We start from the raw sequence: 15,416 nt of genomic DNA, 5'->3' as shown, positions 1-15,416 counted from the left end.
CACTGGCTGAAAGAAAGGATGGGGAGCATGAACCATGACGGTATGGGCCGCTTCATTTATGGGGCGGCGCGCTTCGGCGGAAAGAAGCAGGATATTCGCGACTGGATGGCGGACGATTTGCAAGTGGCGCGTCCAGCCCTGGAGGACGATGATGCCATGCGCAGGCTGTACGAGGCGTTCTTCGCGAAGTATCCCGACAATGCTTCCCTGAGCGATAACTACGAACGCTTCATGGACGTATTGAAGCGCCGGCCTGGCTAACCGCAGGTCTCGACGTAGGCTACCGATGGCTGGAGACCTGCGCGGATCCTGGTCACCTTGCCGCCCGCTTCCTCCAGCAGGATCGCTGCGCGGCCATCGGCGCTGGGGAAGCTCACGTAATGGGCGTCGGCATCGTATTTGTGGGGGCTCACGATCGCCTGCGGATGCGTGGTCCGGATGTGCGCCAGCGTGTCTCCGACTGCGACACCCACCGCGTTCCCGATTCCGGGCTCGGCGTCGGCGCGCGTGACAACACCGTTCTCGACCATGAAGCGCAGCTTCGGCAAGGCCGGGAATCGCACCATGCTGCAGGCCGGATCGAAGGGCGTGGGCAAGGCCGCTTTGCCGCCACTCGCCTGCTCCGCCTGCGCCAGGCGCATCCCGAAACGAATCGGCCCGACACCTTCAGCGCGCAGGGTATCGAGGTCCGCCGGAGGCGTCGCCGCCGGTGCGTGTGCCGGCGCATCGTGTTGCGTGCGGGCGGGAGGCGTGCCGGCGCTGGCAGTTGCCTGTGGCGCCTTGTCCGAGCATGCGGCCAGCAGCGCGACGAGTCCGATCGAATATAGCTTTTGCACTGTCGGCCTTTCTCCACGTTGATCGCGTGTCCACTATACGCAGAAGGTTCGTTTCCCGAAGCACGATCCAGATGAGACTACTGTCATCCGCCGTTGCGGAAATTCAAGGTGCGCATGAGAAGCACGCTCGACAATGGTTTTTTGCACGGAGGCCCCATGTCGCACCCCGATCATCTGCCGGACGATGCCACCCGCCTGAGCACCGCCAGCCTGCGCTCGCATTTCACCGGCATGTCCCCGCCCCCGACGCTGGTCGGCTGGATCGGCCGCTACGCCCTGCTGGTCGTGCTGCTCGGCGCCGGCGCCGCGATCGGCAGCCTGCTCGGGCCCGCCCTCTACGCCCTTCTGAACTGAGCTTCCACGACGGCCGCTCCACGGCGGCCGCTCCACGGCGGCCGCAAATGACAAGGGCCGGACACCCTTGCGGATGTCCGGCCCTTGCTGACCGCAGCGCCGGGCGCTTGCGGTGGATGCGATTACTGCAGCTTGATTTCGACGTCGACGCCAGCCGGCAGGTCGAGCTTCATCAGTGCGTCAACGGTCTTGTCGGTCGGATCCACGATGTCCATCAGACGCTGGTGCGTACGGATTTCGAACTGGTCGCGCGAGGTCTTGTTGACGTGCGGGGAACGCAGGATGTCGAAGCGCTGGATGCGGGTCGGCAGCGGGACCGGGCCCTTGACGACTGCGCCGGTGCGCTTGGCGGTATCGACGATTTCCAGGGCCGACTGGTCGATCAGCTTGTAGTCGAACGCTTTCAGGCGGATACGGATCTTTTGATTCGAAGCGGACATTGCTATTCCTTAAAGAGCGAACCACACGGGGGGTGTGGCAATAAAAAACGCATACGGAAATCCATATGCGCAACAGGGTCAGCATCGTATCACAATGCCGGCAACCCGTATACTGCCACTGCGCGGCTGCCGGCAAGTGTTGCGTTTCGTTCGAACCTGCCCTGCTTCAGCGGATGCGCAGGGACATGGTCGAGCGCCCGCCGGTCGCCAGGTACCATGGCTTGCAGCTGAGTCCTCCCGCCAGGCCCTCGGCGCAGGGGAGTTCGGTGCGCGCCTCGCCGCGCCGGACGAAGTACTCGTAGAGGCCAAGCGCATGGGCGTCGAGCGGGCGTTCCGACAGGATGATGGTGGCGCTGCGGAAGGCTTTCTGCGAGTTTGCGACGCCCGGCGTGCGTATTCCGGCGGCTGCAATCACGTCGGCCACCCGCACGGTCTGGATGTCGGCGGCGGACAGCTGCTGGCCGGGGACCACATTCATGCTCTGGTCTTTCAGCACGAAGTAGTCCGGCACCTCGTCCGCGGCGGCCAATCCCATCATGTACAACTCGATCATGTTGAAGCTGGTGCGTGCTGCGTCGTCCTGCAGGCTGGCGACATAGCCGCCCTTGCCGTCCGCAGTAAAGGTAAAGGGGAATTCCCCGCCCTGCCCGCTCGGCGGCATGCTGAAGCCCATGATGCCGCTTGCGATGCTGCCTTTCGGCCAATGGGGCCTGCCGGAAGCGAAGGGCGCCGTCGTCAGCTGGCTGATCCACTGGTGGGCGGTCTCGTGCAGGAAACCTTTGGCGCCGTGGTCCATCAGGCTGGACAGCGGGAACACGTTGTAGCCCAGCAGGCGGGCTGCGCTGCCGTAGCTGGCGCCGGCGGCGAGCGGCGCCATGCCGATGCCGGTCACGGCACTGCGCACGTTGCTGTGGTAGCGGTTGCCGCGGGTTCCGCCGACCAGCACGAAGTTCAGGAAATCGTAGTCGTCCGGATAGCTGGCGTAGAAGGTGCGCGCCCAGGCTTCGGCGTCGAAACTGCTCAGCTGCGCGGTGCTCGCCGTGTAGTTGACGAGGTAATCGGTCTCCTGGCCTCCGGCGATCGGCCGGGCTGTGGGCAGGCCCATCGATGCGGTCCAGACTTCGGCGCCAACGTTATACACGTCCGCGCCGCCGGCCAGGCGCAGCTGGCCCAGCATGGGGCGGTGCACGCGGGCGGGTGTGTTGCGGGCGAGGATCGTGGCAACCGGCAGCTGCACGCTCCAGGTGCCGTCGCCCGCAAGCTTGTCGCCGCCGAGGCCGTTGTCGGCGAGGGCGATATCGCTGTTGCCGATCGTGAGCGTGACCGCTGCGGGGCGGCCGGTGGTGACGACCTCGTACAGCACGGGCTCGGTGCGGGTGTCCGGTACGACGGTGGGCGTCCACAGCTCGCGGACGGCGGCGATGGGGCCGGTGGATGGGTTGCCGTTGCCGCCGGGGCCGTTCGCTTGCGGCGTCGCGGCAGGCGGCGCCGAAGACCCGCCGCTACAGGCGCCGAGACTGCCGGCGATCAGGGCGAAAGCGCCCAGGACGAGGAAGGACTTGGCTTGGCTGGCAATGCAGAGTGACACGCTGATCCTCCCGGTGACTGATGAGCCGTACAGGATAGGACGTGGTCGTGCGGACTGCTCGCCCCATCGAAGGGGGAAATGCGTTAAAAAGCCTGGCACAAAAACAAATGTCAGCCGAAGCTGACATTTGTTTTGCCTTTGGGCGGCTGACGCCGCCCTGGAGCTCACCTATTAGGCGATGATTTTCGCCACGACGCCGGCGCCGACGGTACGGCCGCCTTCGCGGATTGCGAAGCGCAGGCCTTCTTCCATCGCGATCGGAGCGATCAGCTTGACGGTGATCGACACGTTGTCGCCTGGCATGACCATTTCTTTGTCGGCCGGCAGCTCGATCGAACCGGTCACGTCAGTCGTACGGAAGTAGAACTGCGGACGGTAGTTGTTGAAGAACGGGGTGTGACGGCCGCCTTCGTCTTTCGACAGGACGTAGATCTCACCGGTGAAGTGGTTGTGCGGCTTGATCGAGCCCGGCTTGGCCAGAACCTGGCCACGCTGGACGTCTTCACGCTTGGTGCCGCGCAGCAGCAGGCCGACGTTGTCGCCAGCTTGACCCTGGTCCAGCAGCTTGCGGAACATTTCCACGCCGGTGCAGGTGGTCTTGACGGTGTCGATGATGCCGACGATTTCGATTTCTTCGCCGACCTTGATCACGCCGCGCTCGACACGACCGGTCACCACGGTACCGCGGCCCGAGATCGAGAACACGTCTTCCACCGGCATCAGGAAGGCGCCGTCGACGGCACGTTCCGGGGTCGGGATGTAGGTGTCCAGCGCGTCGGCCAGGGCCATGATCGCGTCTTCGCCCATTTCGCCAGCCTGGCCTTCCAGCGCCATACGTGCCGAACCCTTGATGATTGGCAGGTCGTCGCCTGGGAACTCGTACTTCGACAGGAGCTCACGGACTTCCATTTCGACCAGTTCCAGCAGCTCTGCGTCGTCGACCAGGTCGCACTTGTTCAGGAACACGATGATGTACGGAACGCCAACCTGACGCGCCAGCAGGATGTGCTCGCGGGTCTGCGGCATCGGGCCGTCAGCGGCCGAGCACACCAGGATCGCGCCGTCCATCTGCGCGGCACCGGTAATCATGTTCTTGATGTAGTCGGCGTGGCCTGGGCAGTCGACGTGCGCGTAGTGACGGTTCGCGGTTTCGTATTCGACGTGCGCGGTGTTGATGGTGATGCCGCGTGCTTTTTCTTCCGGAGCCGCGTCGATCTGGTCGTAGGCCTTGGCTTCGCCGCCGAACTTCTTCGACAGGACGGTTGCGATGGCTGCCGTCAGGGTGGTTTTACCGTGGTCAACGTGACCGATGGTGCCGACGTTGACGTGCGGCTTGGTCCGTTCGAATTTACCTTTTGCCATTTCGATCTTCCTTTAAATAAACTGTTTAGCTATATTTTTTTGAAGGGGCAGGCTTTGCTGCCTGCCCCCTGAACTACGCGATTACTTGGATTTCGCGGTAACGATGGCGTCGATCACGTGCTTCGGAGCTTCCGAATAGTGCTTGAACTCCATCGTGTAGGTCGCGCGGCCCTGGGTCGCCGAACGCAGCGAGGTCGAGTAACCGAACATTTCCGACAGCGGGACTTCAGCCTTGATGATCTTGCCGCCGCCGCCCGGGATTTCGTCCATGCCCTGCACCATACCGCGGCGCGACGACAGGTCGCCCATCACCGAACCAGCGTAGTCTTCCGGCGTTTCCACTTCCACGGCCATCATCGGCTCGAGGATGACCGGCGATGCCTTGCGGCAGCCATCCTTGAATGCCATCGAACCCGCCATACGGAACGCGTTTTCGTTCGAGTCGACGTCGTGGTACGAACCGAAGGTCACGGTGACTTTCACGTCAACCACCGGATAGCCAGCCAGCACGCCGCTGGTCAGGGTCTCGCGCACACCCTTCTCGACTGCCGGGATGTATTCGCGAGGAATCACACCGCCCTTGATGGCGTCGACGAATTCGAAGCCCTTGCCCGGCTCTTGCGGCTCGATCGACAGGACGGCGTGGCCGTACTGGCCGCGGCCGCCCGACTGCTTGACGAACTTGCCTTCGACATCAGTGACTGCCTTGCGGATGGTCTCGCGGTAGGCGACCTGCGGCTTGCCGACGGTCGCTTCCACGTTGAACTCACGCTTCATGCGGTCAACGATAATTTCCAGGTGCAGCTCGCCCATACCACCGATGATGGTCTGGCCCGATTCTTCGTCGGTACGCACGCGGAACGACGGATCTTCCTGTGCCAGGCGGTTCAGCGCCAGGCCCATCTTTTCCTGGTCGGCCTTGGTCTTCGGCTCGACGGCCTGCTGGATGACCGGCTCCGGGAACACCATCTTTTCCAGGGTGATCACCGACGATGGATCGCACAGGGTTTCGCCGGTGGTCGCATCTTTCAGGCCGACCGCAGCAGCGATGTCGCCGGCACGGACTTCCTTGATCTCTTCACGCTGGTTGGCGTGCATCTGCAGGATGCGGCCCAGGCGTTCCTTCTTCTGCTTGACCGGGTTGTACACGGTGTCGCCCGAATTGATCGTGCCCGAGTAGACGCGGAAGAAGATCAGCTGGCCGACGAACGGGTCGGTCATGATCTTGAATGCCAGCGCCGAGAACTTCTCGTCGTCGGCAGCGCGGCGGGTAACCGGCTGGTCATCTTCGTCAGTGCCGGCGACCGGTGGAATGTCCACTGGCGACGGCAGGTATTCGATGACGGCGTCGAGCATGGCCTGCACGCCCTTGTTCTTGAACGCGGTGCCGCACATCATCGGGACGATTTCCGATGCGATGGTGCGCTGGCGCAGGGCGGCCTTGATCTCGGCTTCCGACAGTTCGCCTTCTTCCAGGTACTTGTTCATCAGCTCTTCCGACGCTTCAGCGGCGGTTTCGACCAGCTTCTCGCGCCATTCGTTGGCTTGATCCACCAGTTCGGCCGGGATGTCGCGGTAGTCGAACTTCATGCCCTGCGATGCTTCGTCCCAGAAGATTGCTTTCATCTTGACCAGGTCGACCACGCCCAGGAAGTTTTCTTCCGCGCCGATCGGGATTTGCAGCGGGATCGGGTTGGCCTTCAGGCGAGCGCGCATCTGCTCATAGACCTTGAAGAAGTTGGCGCCGGTACGGTCCATCTTGTTGACGAAGGCCAGACGCGGGACTTTGTACTTGTTGGCCTGACGCCACACGGTTTCCGACTGTGGCTGCACGCCGCCGACTGCGCAGTACACCATGCAGGCGCCGTCCAGCACGCGCATCGAGCGCTCGACTTCAATGGTGAAGTCGACGTGGCCCGGGGTGTCGATGATGTTGATGTGGTGCGGCTCGAAGTTACCGGCCATACCTTTCCAGAAGCAGGTCGTCGCTGCCGAGGTAATGGTAATGCCGCGTTCCTGCTCCTGCTCCATCCAGTCCATCGTCGCTGCGCCATCGTGCACTTCGCCGATCTTGTGGTTCACGCCCGTGTAGAACAGGACGCGTTCGGTGGTGGTGGTTTTGCCAGCATCGATGTGAGCGGAAATACCGATATTGCGGTAGCGCTCAATGGGGGTCTTGCGTGCCATAATTTTTCCTAAATCTTTGAATGGACAAAACCGGGCGGCATCTTGGTGATCAAAATGTGCCCGGCCTGAACAACAGATACTGCGTGGCCGCGCCCCCAAAGGGGTTTGGCCAGGTGCTTAGAAGCGGAAGTGCGAGAACGCCTTGTTCGCTTCTGCCATACGGTGGACTTCGTCACGACGCTTCATCGCGCCGCCGCGCATTTCCGCGGCTTCCATCAGTTCACCACCCAGGCGTTGCGGCATGGATTTTTCGCTGCGCTTGTTTGCGGCTTCGCGCAACCAACGCATGGACAGCGCCATACGACGAACCGGACGAACTTCCACTGGCACCTGGTAGTTGGCGCCACCGACACGGCGGGACTTGACTTCCACCAGCGGCTTGGCGTTGTTGATCGCGGTCGTGAACACTTCCAGCGGGTCTTTGCCCGATTTCGACTGGATGTATTCGAACGCACCGTAGATGATGTTTTCAGCGACCGATTTCTTACCGGACAGCATCAGGACATTGACGAACTTGGCGACATCGGTGTTGCCGAATTTTGGATCCGGCAGGATTTCGCGCTTGGGTACTTCACGACGACGTGGCATTTCAATTCCTTCCTATCTTCAGTTGAGTGCGGGATCCGCACTCGCGAAAGACCCTCATGATCTTTCACTTACTCGGCCTTCCGGCCGGCTCAACTTAACTTATAAATGTGACCTCGATGTGACGAGATCGCAGGATTACTTCTTGGCGCCGGCCTTGGCGCGCTTCGCACCGTACTTCGAGCGAGCCTGCTTACGGTCTTTCACGCCCTGGGTATCCAGCGCGCCGCGGACCATGTGGTAACGCACACCCGGCAAGTCTTTCACACGGCCGCCGCGGATCAGGACGACGCTGTGCTCTTGCAGGTTGTGGCCTTCACCGCCGATGTACGAAATGACTTCGAAACCGTTGGTCAGGCGCACCTTGGCGACCTTACGCAGTGCCGAGTTCGGCTTCTTCGGGGTCGTGGTGTAGACACGGGTGCACACGCCGCGCTTCTGCGGGCAGTTTTCCAGTGCCGGGGACTTGCTCTTCACAACCGCGGCTTCACGCGGCTTGCGAATCAGTTGATTGATGGTTGGCATCGTTCAAAAATCCAACAAAATTACTACGTTGATGACCCGGACCCTTGTTGCGCTTGTCCGGGGACTGAAACCTAGTCCCGGCATCCTGCCCACAGCAGAGGCGACGAAAGCCACTCACCGAAGGAGCGGCTGCAAATGCGCGAATGCTGAAATCATGTGCAGAATAAATCGAGAACTCGCGAGTATAGACCCGATGCGCAACCCGGTCAACCGCTTTGCCCGCGCGTCAAGCCGGGAAAAGGGCGCGGACGCGGTTTACGGCGCCGGATGTGGCAAGACTGCTACAACACGGCGTTGCCATTGCAAGACAGGCAACTTATCGAGGTGACAAGCATGCCCGCCCGACAGCCGGTCAGGCGCAGCGGGGAACGGCGGCCTCGACCGGGCGATCCGGGACCGGCCGCGCCGGATGCCCACCGGGATGCTCGCCCAGGTGCGCGCTGAGCCAGCGCGCCACTTCGGCCGCCCGGTCCTCGATGCGGGCGCCGAAGCCCTGCGTCGCCAGCAGCGCGATGCCGTTCGGGTTGCGCAGCACGCCCGGCGCCAGGGCCGGCCGGCCGCTCGCGGTATCGATGCGAAGTGGTTCGAGTGTTCCCGCCAGGATGCGCGCCAGCACCAGGTTATGCGAAGACACCAGCACCAGGTCGCGTTCGCACAGGCTTTCCAGCACCGCGCTGGCGGCCGAGACCGACTCCAGGTGGTTGGTGCCGCGGAAGACCTCGTCGACCAGGCAGACGCCGGGCGGCGCGCCGCCGGCGGCCAGCAGTTCGCGCGCGCGGCGCAGCTCCGACATATAGAGACTCTCGCCGCCCAGCAGCGAATCCTCGTTCTGCATGCTGGCGCGCACCGGCACTGCCGGCAGGCGCGCCGACCGCGCGTAGCAGAAGCCGAAGGCGCGCGCCGCCACCAGGTTCAGGCCCACCATGCGCAACAAGGTGCTCTTGCCCGAGGCATTTTGCCCGGAGATGAAGGCGCCCTGCCCGTCCAGGCCGATGGACAGCGGGACCGGCGCATCCATCAGCGGATGCACGCCTTCCTGCAGGTCGAGCGTGCGTGCTGCGCTGCGCTCGGCCCAGCACCAGGTGGGCTGGCCGCGCAGGTGGCGCGCCAGCGCCACGTCGGCCTCCAGCGCGGCGCTGCGCAGGTAGCAGGCGCGCAGGAAGTCGCGTGCACCGGCCACGATACGGACGGTTTTCCAGTAATGGCGGACGTTGTAGGCAGCGAACCAGTTGGCATAAGCCATTCCCCCAGGAATCATGCGGATCAGGAGCGAGCGGCCGATGCGCCCGTGCAGGCGCGCCGCCGCGGCGCGCTGCTCGACAAAGTGTTCCAGCAGCGGGCCGCCCAGTTCCGCCAGTGCGTGGCTGCCTGCCAGCAGCGCATTCAGGCTGCCCAGCATGTTATTCCACAGCTCCATACGGCGGTGATAGCTGATCTGCAGCGCCATCAGCGGCGCTGCCGCAACGAGCGTCGCTACCCAGCCCAGCGGCTGCGTGGCCAGCAGGCCCAGCGACAGCAGCAGGAAGACCGGCAGCGTCCAGAGAAAACGGCTCCACCAGGGCGGCTCGGGCATGTCCTCACCGGCCCCGCCGAACAGCAGGCCGGCCACCTCCGTTTCGGCAAAGCGCAAGGGCCGCAGGGCGCGCGTCAGCGCATCGATCCGCGCCGGGTCGTCCAGCAGCCCGCGCAGGCGCCCGGCCAGGACCGCGCAGTCGGCATCCGCCAGGCCCGCGCGCAGGCGCTGGTGCAACAGCTGGCGGCCATAGATGCTGCTGTCCTGGGCCAGCCGCTCTTCCCATGATTCCAGCAGCAGGTCGCGCCAGGTCTGCTCATCGAGGGCGGTGCGGGGGTCCGCGCCGGCACGGTGGAGACGTCCGATTTCGTCGGGGGTGAAGAAAGGCGACGGCGGTTCATGGTCGGCGGGGCGGAACACACCGGCAAGGCGGTCCAGGACCAAGGCAAGCAAGGGAGGCATGGCAGGATGGTAGCAGCGTGCCGCAGGCGAATGTTCAAGCTTTGTCACGCGGGGGCGCCGAACTGCGTGCGCGCTCCCACATACCGAAGCGTTCGTCCGTGTCAGGATCAATGACCAGAAGTATCCGGACAACGACGACAGGGGAGAAAACTTTCATGAAACACGCGTTATCCGCAAGCCTGCTATGCCTGGCGGTCGGCGCCGCCTGGGCCCAACAGGGCGACGGCACGCGCGCCACCGCCACTGCCAACGTGTTCAAGCCTGCCAAGGTCGACGCCACGCCCGAGCGCATGAAGGGCATCCGCGCGCCGCAAGGTTTCACCGTTACACCGTTCGCCACGGGCCTGAAGAACGCCCGCATCATCGCGGTGGCGCCGAACGGCGACATCTACGTGAGCCGGCGCGACCAGGGCGACGTGCTGCTGCTGAAGGACGCCAACGGCGACGGCCGGGCCGACGGCGCCCCGGTCGAGGTGGCCAACCGCGCCGGCGCGCATGGCATGGCGATCAAGGACAACAGGTTCTACCTGGTGACGGTCAAGGAGCTGTTCGTGGCCGACATCAGGCCGGACGGCCGCCTGGGCGAGCTGAAACTGCTGCTGGGCGACCTGCCCGATTCGGGCCAGCATCCGAACCGCAGCATCGCGTTCGGACCGGACGGCATGCTGTACCTGACCGTGGGCAGCACCTGCAATGCCTGCAACGAGAGCAACCCGGAAAACGCCACCATCCTGCGCGTCTCGCCCGACGGCCAGCAGCGCAGCATTGTCGCGTCCGGCCTGCGCAACACCATCGGCTTCGACTGGCATCCGCAGACCGGCGAACTGTGGTCGTTTGACCACGGCATCGACTTCCTCGGCGACGACCAGCAGCAGGAAGAGGTCAACAAGATCGAGATGGGCAAGATGTACGGCTGGCCGCACGTCTACGGAGCCGGCGACATCTACCCGCAGAGCACCCCGGTGGGCGAGATCAAGAAGGAAGAATGGAAGGCGCGCAGCACCCCGATGGTGCTGGGCTATACCGCCCACGCGGCGCCGATGCAGATGGTGTTCGGCCATCGCGGCGGCTTCCCCGCCGAATACAGCGGCGACGCTTTCGTCACCATGCGCGGCTCCTGGAACCGGGCCCAGGCTTCAGGCTACGAGATCGTGCGCGTGCGCTTCGCCAATGGCCAGCCGACCGCCGTCGAACCCTTCGTCACCGGTTTCCTCACCGACGGCGGCAAGACCCACATCGCGCGCCCGGTCGGGCTGGCCTGGGCCAGGGACGGCGCCCTGCTGATGGCGGACGACGCCAATGGCGTCATCTACCGCATTGCCCACAGCGCCGGCAAGCCCGGCAACCTGGCCGCGATGGCCCCGGCCGGCCCGATGCAGCAGCAGGCCAACAAGGGCAATGGCGTGCCGCTGGCGAACAAGCGCCCCGAAACCCGGTCGGCGGCCACGCTGTCGGTCAGTTCCGCGAGCTTCAAGGCCGGCGCCGCCATGGACCAGAAATACAGCGAATATGCCGACGGCGTATCGCCGGCCCTGAGCTGGAAAGCGGTGCCGAACGCCAAATCCTACGCCATCATCATGGAAGACCCGGACGCGAAGCCGGTCACGCCCTTCGTCCACTGGCTGGCCTGGAACATTCCGGCGAACGTCACCAGCCTGCCGGAAGGCCTGCAGGAACAGCCGCGCCTGACCGATCCCGAAGGCGTGCTGCAGGGCCGGAACACGCGCGGCTCGATGGGTTATTTCGGGCCGAAGCCGCCGGTGGGTGACAAGCCGCACCATTACCACTTCCAGGTCTATGCGCTCGACACGATGCTGGATGTGCCGTTCGGCGCCGACCGCGACCAGCTGCTGCAGGCGATGCAGGGGCACGTAATCGGCAAAGGAGAAGTGATGGGAACCTATGCCCAGAAGCAGAAGCCGCCGAAATAAAAGCTTTTCGTAGGGTGGACGGCTTCGCCGTCCGCGCGTTCAGCTCACGCTTGAATAGTAGTGCGGCGGATTTCAGGCCAGTTGAACGCGCGTTCGGCAAAGCCGAACACCCTACTGTCCGGACAACTGTCCGGGCATCGTATTGACGGACACTGCGGACACCGGACGCGGCGGTCATCTCTCCCATCAAAACAAACACTTAGCATCCTGGCACGGATCATGCATTGACAACGCCATCCAACGTTGTCACCAGAAAATACCATGATCCGCGATACCTCTCACCAAGACGCCGTCCTTACCGCTGCCCCGGTCCACAAGCTCAAGCGCCGCGCAGCCTGGGTTGCCGGCGCCGTCGCCATCCTCGCCGTCAGCGCCGCCGTGCTCGGCGCCTGGACCAGCAGCGAACATTCGGTCAGCGAAGCGCGCCTGCGCATCGCCGAAGTCACCCGCGGCACCCTGGTGCGCGACGCCTCGGTGAACGGCCGCATCGTGGCCGCCGTCAGCCCGACCCTGTATTCCACCGCGCCGTCCACCGTCAACCTGAAGGTCGCCGCCGGCGACACCGTCAAGAAAGGCGATGTGCTGGCCGTGCTGGAGTCGCCCGACCTCACCGACGAACTCAAGCGCGAGACCTCGAGCTACGAGCAGCTCAAGGCGGAGGTGGCGCGCCAGCGGATCCTGGCGCGCAAGCAGCAACTGCTGGCCAAGCGCGAAGCCGACACGGCCGAGATCGAGCGCCTGTCGGCCCAGCGCACCCTGGAGCGCTACGAAGGCGTGGCCCAGGTCGGCATCATCGCCAAGATCGACTACCAGAAGGCCAAGGATGCGCTGAACTCGGCCGAGATCCGCGCCCGCCACGCCTCCCAGGCGGCCGGCCTGGAAGGCGACGACGTGCAGCTGGCCCTGAAGACCAAGATCAACGAGCTGGAGCGCCAGCGCCTGTCGCTCGCCAATGCCCAGCGCCGTGTCGACGAGCTGACCGTGCGTGCGCCGGTGGACGGCTTCATCGGCACGCTCAACGTCCAGAACCGCATGGTGGTGGCCGCCAATGCGCCCCTGATGACCCTGGTGGACCTGTCCAAGCTCGAAGTCGAGGTCGAGGTACCGGAAAGCTACGTCGCCGACATCGGCCTGGGCATGAACGCCGAGATCACCCTTCCTTCGGGCAAGGCCACCGGCAAGCTGTCCGCCCTGTCGCCGGAAGTGGTGCGCAACCAGGTGCTGGCGCGCGTGCGCTTCGACGGCGAACAGCCCAAGGGCCTGCGCCAGAGCCAGCGCGTGACCGCTCGCTTGCTGATCGAGGAAAAACCGGATGTGGTGATGCTGCCGCGCGGCCCCTTCGTGGAAAGCGAAGGCGGACGCCATGCCTACGTGGTGCAGGACGGGATCGCCGTACGCACCCCCGTGCAACTGGGCGCCACCAGCATTTCCGCCGTCGAGATCCTGTCGGGCCTGAAGCCCGGCGACAAGGTGGTCATCGCCGGTACCGACAGTTTCAACAACGCCGCCCGAATCACGATCAACTGAGCGCTTGCTTGCTCGATCAATCGCTGAACAAAACCAACAAACTAGGAGAATTCCATGCTGCGCATGACCAACCTGAGCAAGGTGTACCGCACCCACATGATCGAAACGCACGCGCTGCGTGGTTTCGAAATCGAAGTCAAGCAGGGCGAGTTCGTCACCGTGACCGGTCCGTCCGGCTCGGGCAAGACCAGCTTCCTGAACATTGCCGGCCTGCTGGAAGAATTTACTTCGGGCGAGTACGTCCTCGACGGCGTCAACGTGAAGGGCCTGGACGACAGCGCCCGCTCGCGCCTGCGCAACGAAAAGCTGGGCTTTATCTTCCAGGGCTTCAACCTGATCCCCGACCTGAACCTGTTCGACAACGTCGACGTGCCGCTGCGCTACCGCGGATTCAATGCCAAGGAGCGCAAGGAGCGCATCGAGGACGCACTCAGCAAGGTCGGCCTGGCCTCGCGCATGAAGCACTACCCGGCCGAGCTGTCGGGCGGCCAGCAGCAGCGCGTGGCGATCGCACGCGCGCTGGCCGGTTCGCCCAAGCTGCTGCTGGCCGACGAACCGACCGGCAACCTGGATACCCAGATGGCGCGCGGCGTGATGGAGCTGCTGGAAGAGATCAACGCGGCCGGCACCACCATCCTGATGGTGACCCACGACCCGGAACTGGCGGTGCGCACCCACCGCAACGTGCACATCATCGACGGCCAGGTCTCGGACCTGGTGCGCAAGGGCCCGACCCTGGTCGACAAGGCCTCCGCCACCGCATAAGGACGACCAGACCATGTTCTCCTACTATTTCAAGCTCGGCGTGCGCAGCCTGCGCCGCAACCCGGCCCTGACCGCCCTGATGGTGCTGACCCTGGCCATCGGCGTGGCCGCCAGCGTCTCGACCGTGACCATCCTGCACATGATGTCGGGCGATCCGATCCCCGAGAAGAGCGACCGCCTGCTGGTGCCAATGGTCGACAACGGCCCGGTGGAAGGCTGGGTGCCGAGCGACGGCCGCAACGACGACCAGCTGGGCTACATCGACGCCGCCAACTTCCTCAAGAGCGGCCAGGGCGAACGCCGTACCGCCATGTACGGCATGCAGCGGCCGATCGAGCCACCGCGCACCGACATCCCGGCCTTCAACGCGGGCGGTATCGCGCCGACGCGCGACTTCTTTGCCATGTTCAAGGTGCCCTTCCTGCACGGCCAGGCCTGGACCGAAGGCGACGACGCCAGAGGCGCCGACGTCATCGTGCTGGGCCGGGCGACCGCCGAAAAGCTGTTCGGCGAGATCAACCCGGTCGGCAAGCAGCTGCGCATGGGGGGCTTCCCCTACACGGTGGTCGGCGTGGTCGACACCTGGGCGCCACTGCCGCGCTACTACAAGCTGATCGGCGGCAGCCGCTTCGGCCAGGGCGAGGAGTTCTTCATCCCGTTCTCCAACGCCATCCGCCACGAGATGAACCACAGCGGCAGCATGAGCTGCAGTTCCAACCGCGACCCGGGCTTCGCCAACCTCCTGACCTCGGAATGCACCTGGATCCAGTTCTGGTTCGAGCTGCGCTCCGCGGGCGAGCGCGCCGAGCTGCAGTCGTGGCTGGACAACTACGCAGCCGACCAGCGCAAGCTGGGCCGCCTCAAGCGCAACGCACCGAACAATCTGTACAACGTGATGGAGTGGATGGAAGAGCTGAAGGTCGTCGGCAACGACAGCAAGCTGCAGGCCTGGCTGGCATTCGGCTTCCTGATCCTGTGCCTGGTGAACACCATCGGCCTGCTGCTGGCCAAGTTCTCGGTGCGCGCTTCCGAGATCGGCGTGCGCCGCGCGCTGGGCGCCTCGCGCAACGACGTGTTCAAGCAGTTCCTGATCGAGACCGGCGTGGTCGGCCTGGTCGGCGGCGTGCTGGGACTGATCCTGGCCTTCGGCGCGCTGGCCCTGATCGGCATGCAGAGCAAGGGCATGGCCGCCATCGCCCGCATGGACTGGCAGATGCTGCTCCTGACCTTCGTGATGTCGGTACTGGCCGCCCTCATCGCCGGCCTGCTGCCGACCTGGCGCGCCTGCCAGGTGACGCCGGCCATCCAGCTCAAGTCGCAATAAGACCTCACAAGAACGAG

Annotated in this window: 14 protein-coding genes; 6 read left to right on the top strand and 8 right to left on the bottom strand. The window is 64.4% G+C overall.

Annotation, left to right across the window (positions count from 1 at the left end; all coding sequences use genetic code 11):
• The first annotated feature begins 27 nt into the window (after positions 1-27).
• A complete protein-coding gene (locus AC56KL_RS08520; protein WP_497179723.1) occupies positions 28-261 on the top strand; it encodes a hypothetical protein in 234 nt (77 codons plus the stop codon).
• On the opposite strand, the gene AC56KL_RS08515 is transcribed toward AC56KL_RS08520, so the two are convergent.
• On the bottom strand, positions 258-836 hold the full coding sequence (locus tag AC56KL_RS08515; RefSeq protein WP_497179722.1) for a hypothetical protein: 579 nt from the start codon (positions 834-836) through the stop codon (positions 258-260). The genes AC56KL_RS08520 and AC56KL_RS08515 overlap by 4 nt on opposite strands.
• 156 nt (positions 837-992) lie before the next feature.
• On the opposite strand from AC56KL_RS08515, the gene AC56KL_RS08510 reads away from it, so the two are divergent.
• A complete protein-coding gene (locus AC56KL_RS08510; protein ID WP_497179721.1) occupies positions 993-1,190 on the top strand; it encodes a hypothetical protein in 198 nt (65 codons plus the stop codon).
• A gap of 122 nt (positions 1,191-1,312) precedes the next feature.
• Here AC56KL_RS08510 and rpsJ read toward each other — a convergent pair whose 3' ends face one another.
• The 7 genes from rpsJ to AC56KL_RS08475 all read right to left on the bottom strand — a co-directional run bounded on the left by rpsJ (position 1,313) and on the right by AC56KL_RS08475 (position 9,852).
• On the bottom strand, positions 1,313-1,630 hold the full coding sequence (rpsJ, locus tag AC56KL_RS08505) for a 30S ribosomal protein S10 (RefSeq protein ID WP_497179720.1): 318 nt from the start codon (positions 1,628-1,630) through the stop codon (positions 1,313-1,315).
• Positions 1,631-1,796: 166 nt separating this feature from the next.
• Positions 1,797-3,218, bottom strand: a complete 1,422-nt coding sequence (locus AC56KL_RS08500; protein WP_497179719.1) for a hypothetical protein — start codon at positions 3,216-3,218, stop codon at positions 1,797-1,799.
• Between the two features lie 171 nt (positions 3,219-3,389).
• Positions 3,390-4,580 carry an elongation factor Tu gene (tuf, locus tag AC56KL_RS08495; RefSeq protein WP_497179646.1) on the bottom strand — a complete coding sequence of 397 codons (1,191 nt, stop codon included), beginning with the start codon at positions 4,578-4,580 and terminating at the stop codon, positions 3,390-3,392.
• 81 nt (positions 4,581-4,661) lie between these two features.
• Positions 4,662-6,767, bottom strand: a complete 2,106-nt coding sequence (gene fusA, locus AC56KL_RS08490; protein ID WP_497179718.1) for an elongation factor G — start codon at positions 6,765-6,767, stop codon at positions 4,662-4,664.
• 117 nt (positions 6,768-6,884) lie between these two features.
• Positions 6,885-7,355 carry a 30S ribosomal protein S7 gene (rpsG, locus tag AC56KL_RS08485; protein ID WP_231058255.1) on the bottom strand — a complete coding sequence of 157 codons (471 nt, stop codon included), beginning with the start codon at positions 7,353-7,355 and terminating at the stop codon, positions 6,885-6,887.
• A 135-nt stretch (positions 7,356-7,490) separates the two neighbouring features.
• Positions 7,491-7,877: a 30S ribosomal protein S12 gene (rpsL, locus tag AC56KL_RS08480; RefSeq protein WP_027867278.1), complete on the bottom strand. Its 387-nt coding sequence runs from the start codon at positions 7,875-7,877 to the stop codon at positions 7,491-7,493.
• Between the two features lie 352 nt (positions 7,878-8,229).
• On the bottom strand, positions 8,230-9,852 hold the full coding sequence (locus AC56KL_RS08475) for a MutS-related protein (RefSeq protein ID WP_497179717.1): 1,623 nt from the start codon (positions 9,850-9,852) through the stop codon (positions 8,230-8,232).
• Positions 9,853-10,007: 155 nt separating this feature from the next.
• On the opposite strand from AC56KL_RS08475, the gene AC56KL_RS08470 reads away from it, so the two are divergent.
• The 4 genes from AC56KL_RS08470 (at position 10,008) to AC56KL_RS08455 (ending at position 15,399) form a co-directional block, all read left to right on the top strand.
• A complete protein-coding gene (locus AC56KL_RS08470) occupies positions 10,008-11,783 on the top strand; it encodes a YbhB/YbcL family Raf kinase inhibitor-like protein (RefSeq protein ID WP_497179716.1) in 1,776 nt (591 codons plus the stop codon).
• A 261-nt stretch (positions 11,784-12,044) separates the two neighbouring features.
• Positions 12,045-13,310: an efflux RND transporter periplasmic adaptor subunit gene (locus AC56KL_RS08465; protein WP_497179715.1), complete on the top strand. Its 1,266-nt coding sequence runs from the start codon at positions 12,045-12,047 to the stop codon at positions 13,308-13,310.
• 54 nt (positions 13,311-13,364) lie between these two features.
• Positions 13,365-14,075 carry an ABC transporter ATP-binding protein gene (locus AC56KL_RS08460; RefSeq protein ID WP_497179714.1) on the top strand — a complete coding sequence of 237 codons (711 nt, stop codon included), beginning with the start codon at positions 13,365-13,367 and terminating at the stop codon, positions 14,073-14,075.
• 13 nt (positions 14,076-14,088) lie between these two features.
• Positions 14,089-15,399, top strand: a complete 1,311-nt coding sequence (locus tag AC56KL_RS08455) for an ABC transporter permease (protein WP_497179713.1) — start codon at positions 14,089-14,091, stop codon at positions 15,397-15,399.
• Positions 15,400-15,416: the final 17 nt, after the last annotated feature.

This window comes from Telluria sp. ZB4P34 (genome assembly GCF_059686055.1).
The sequence above is the reverse complement of the archived record's forward strand: the minus strand, read 5'-3'. Positions and strand labels throughout refer to the sequence as shown.

What these genes read in the sequence shown, in the direction of transcription:
- AC56KL_RS08520 (WP_497179723.1), top strand. Translation starts at nt 28, where the DNA reads ATGAACCATGACGGTATGGGCCGCTTCATTTATGGGGCGGCGCGCTTC.
- AC56KL_RS08510 (WP_497179721.1), top strand. Translation starts at nt 993, where the DNA reads ATGTCGCACCCCGATCATCTGCCGGACGATGCCACCCGCCTGAGCACC.
- rpsJ (WP_497179720.1), bottom strand. Translation starts at nt 1,630, where the DNA reads ATGTCCGCTTCGAATCAAAAGATCCGTATCCGCCTGAAAGCGTTCGAC.
- tuf (WP_497179646.1), bottom strand. Translation starts at nt 4,580, where the DNA reads ATGGCAAAAGGTAAATTCGAACGGACCAAGCCGCACGTCAACGTCGGC.
- fusA (WP_497179718.1), bottom strand. Translation starts at nt 6,767, where the DNA reads ATGGCACGCAAGACCCCCATTGAGCGCTACCGCAATATCGGTATTTCC.
- rpsG (WP_231058255.1), bottom strand. Translation starts at nt 7,355, where the DNA reads ATGCCACGTCGTCGTGAAGTACCCAAGCGCGAAATCCTGCCGGATCCA.
- rpsL (WP_027867278.1), bottom strand. Translation starts at nt 7,877, where the DNA reads ATGCCAACCATCAATCAACTGATTCGCAAGCCGCGTGAAGCCGCGGTT.
- AC56KL_RS08475 (WP_497179717.1), bottom strand. Translation starts at nt 9,852, where the DNA reads ATGCCTCCCTTGCTTGCCTTGGTCCTGGACCGCCTTGCCGGTGTGTTC.
- AC56KL_RS08470 (WP_497179716.1), top strand. Translation starts at nt 10,008, where the DNA reads ATGAAACACGCGTTATCCGCAAGCCTGCTATGCCTGGCGGTCGGCGCC.
- AC56KL_RS08465 (WP_497179715.1), top strand. Translation starts at nt 12,045, where the DNA reads ATGATCCGCGATACCTCTCACCAAGACGCCGTCCTTACCGCTGCCCCG.
- AC56KL_RS08460 (WP_497179714.1), top strand. Translation starts at nt 13,365, where the DNA reads ATGCTGCGCATGACCAACCTGAGCAAGGTGTACCGCACCCACATGATC.
- AC56KL_RS08455 (WP_497179713.1), top strand. Translation starts at nt 14,089, where the DNA reads ATGTTCTCCTACTATTTCAAGCTCGGCGTGCGCAGCCTGCGCCGCAAC.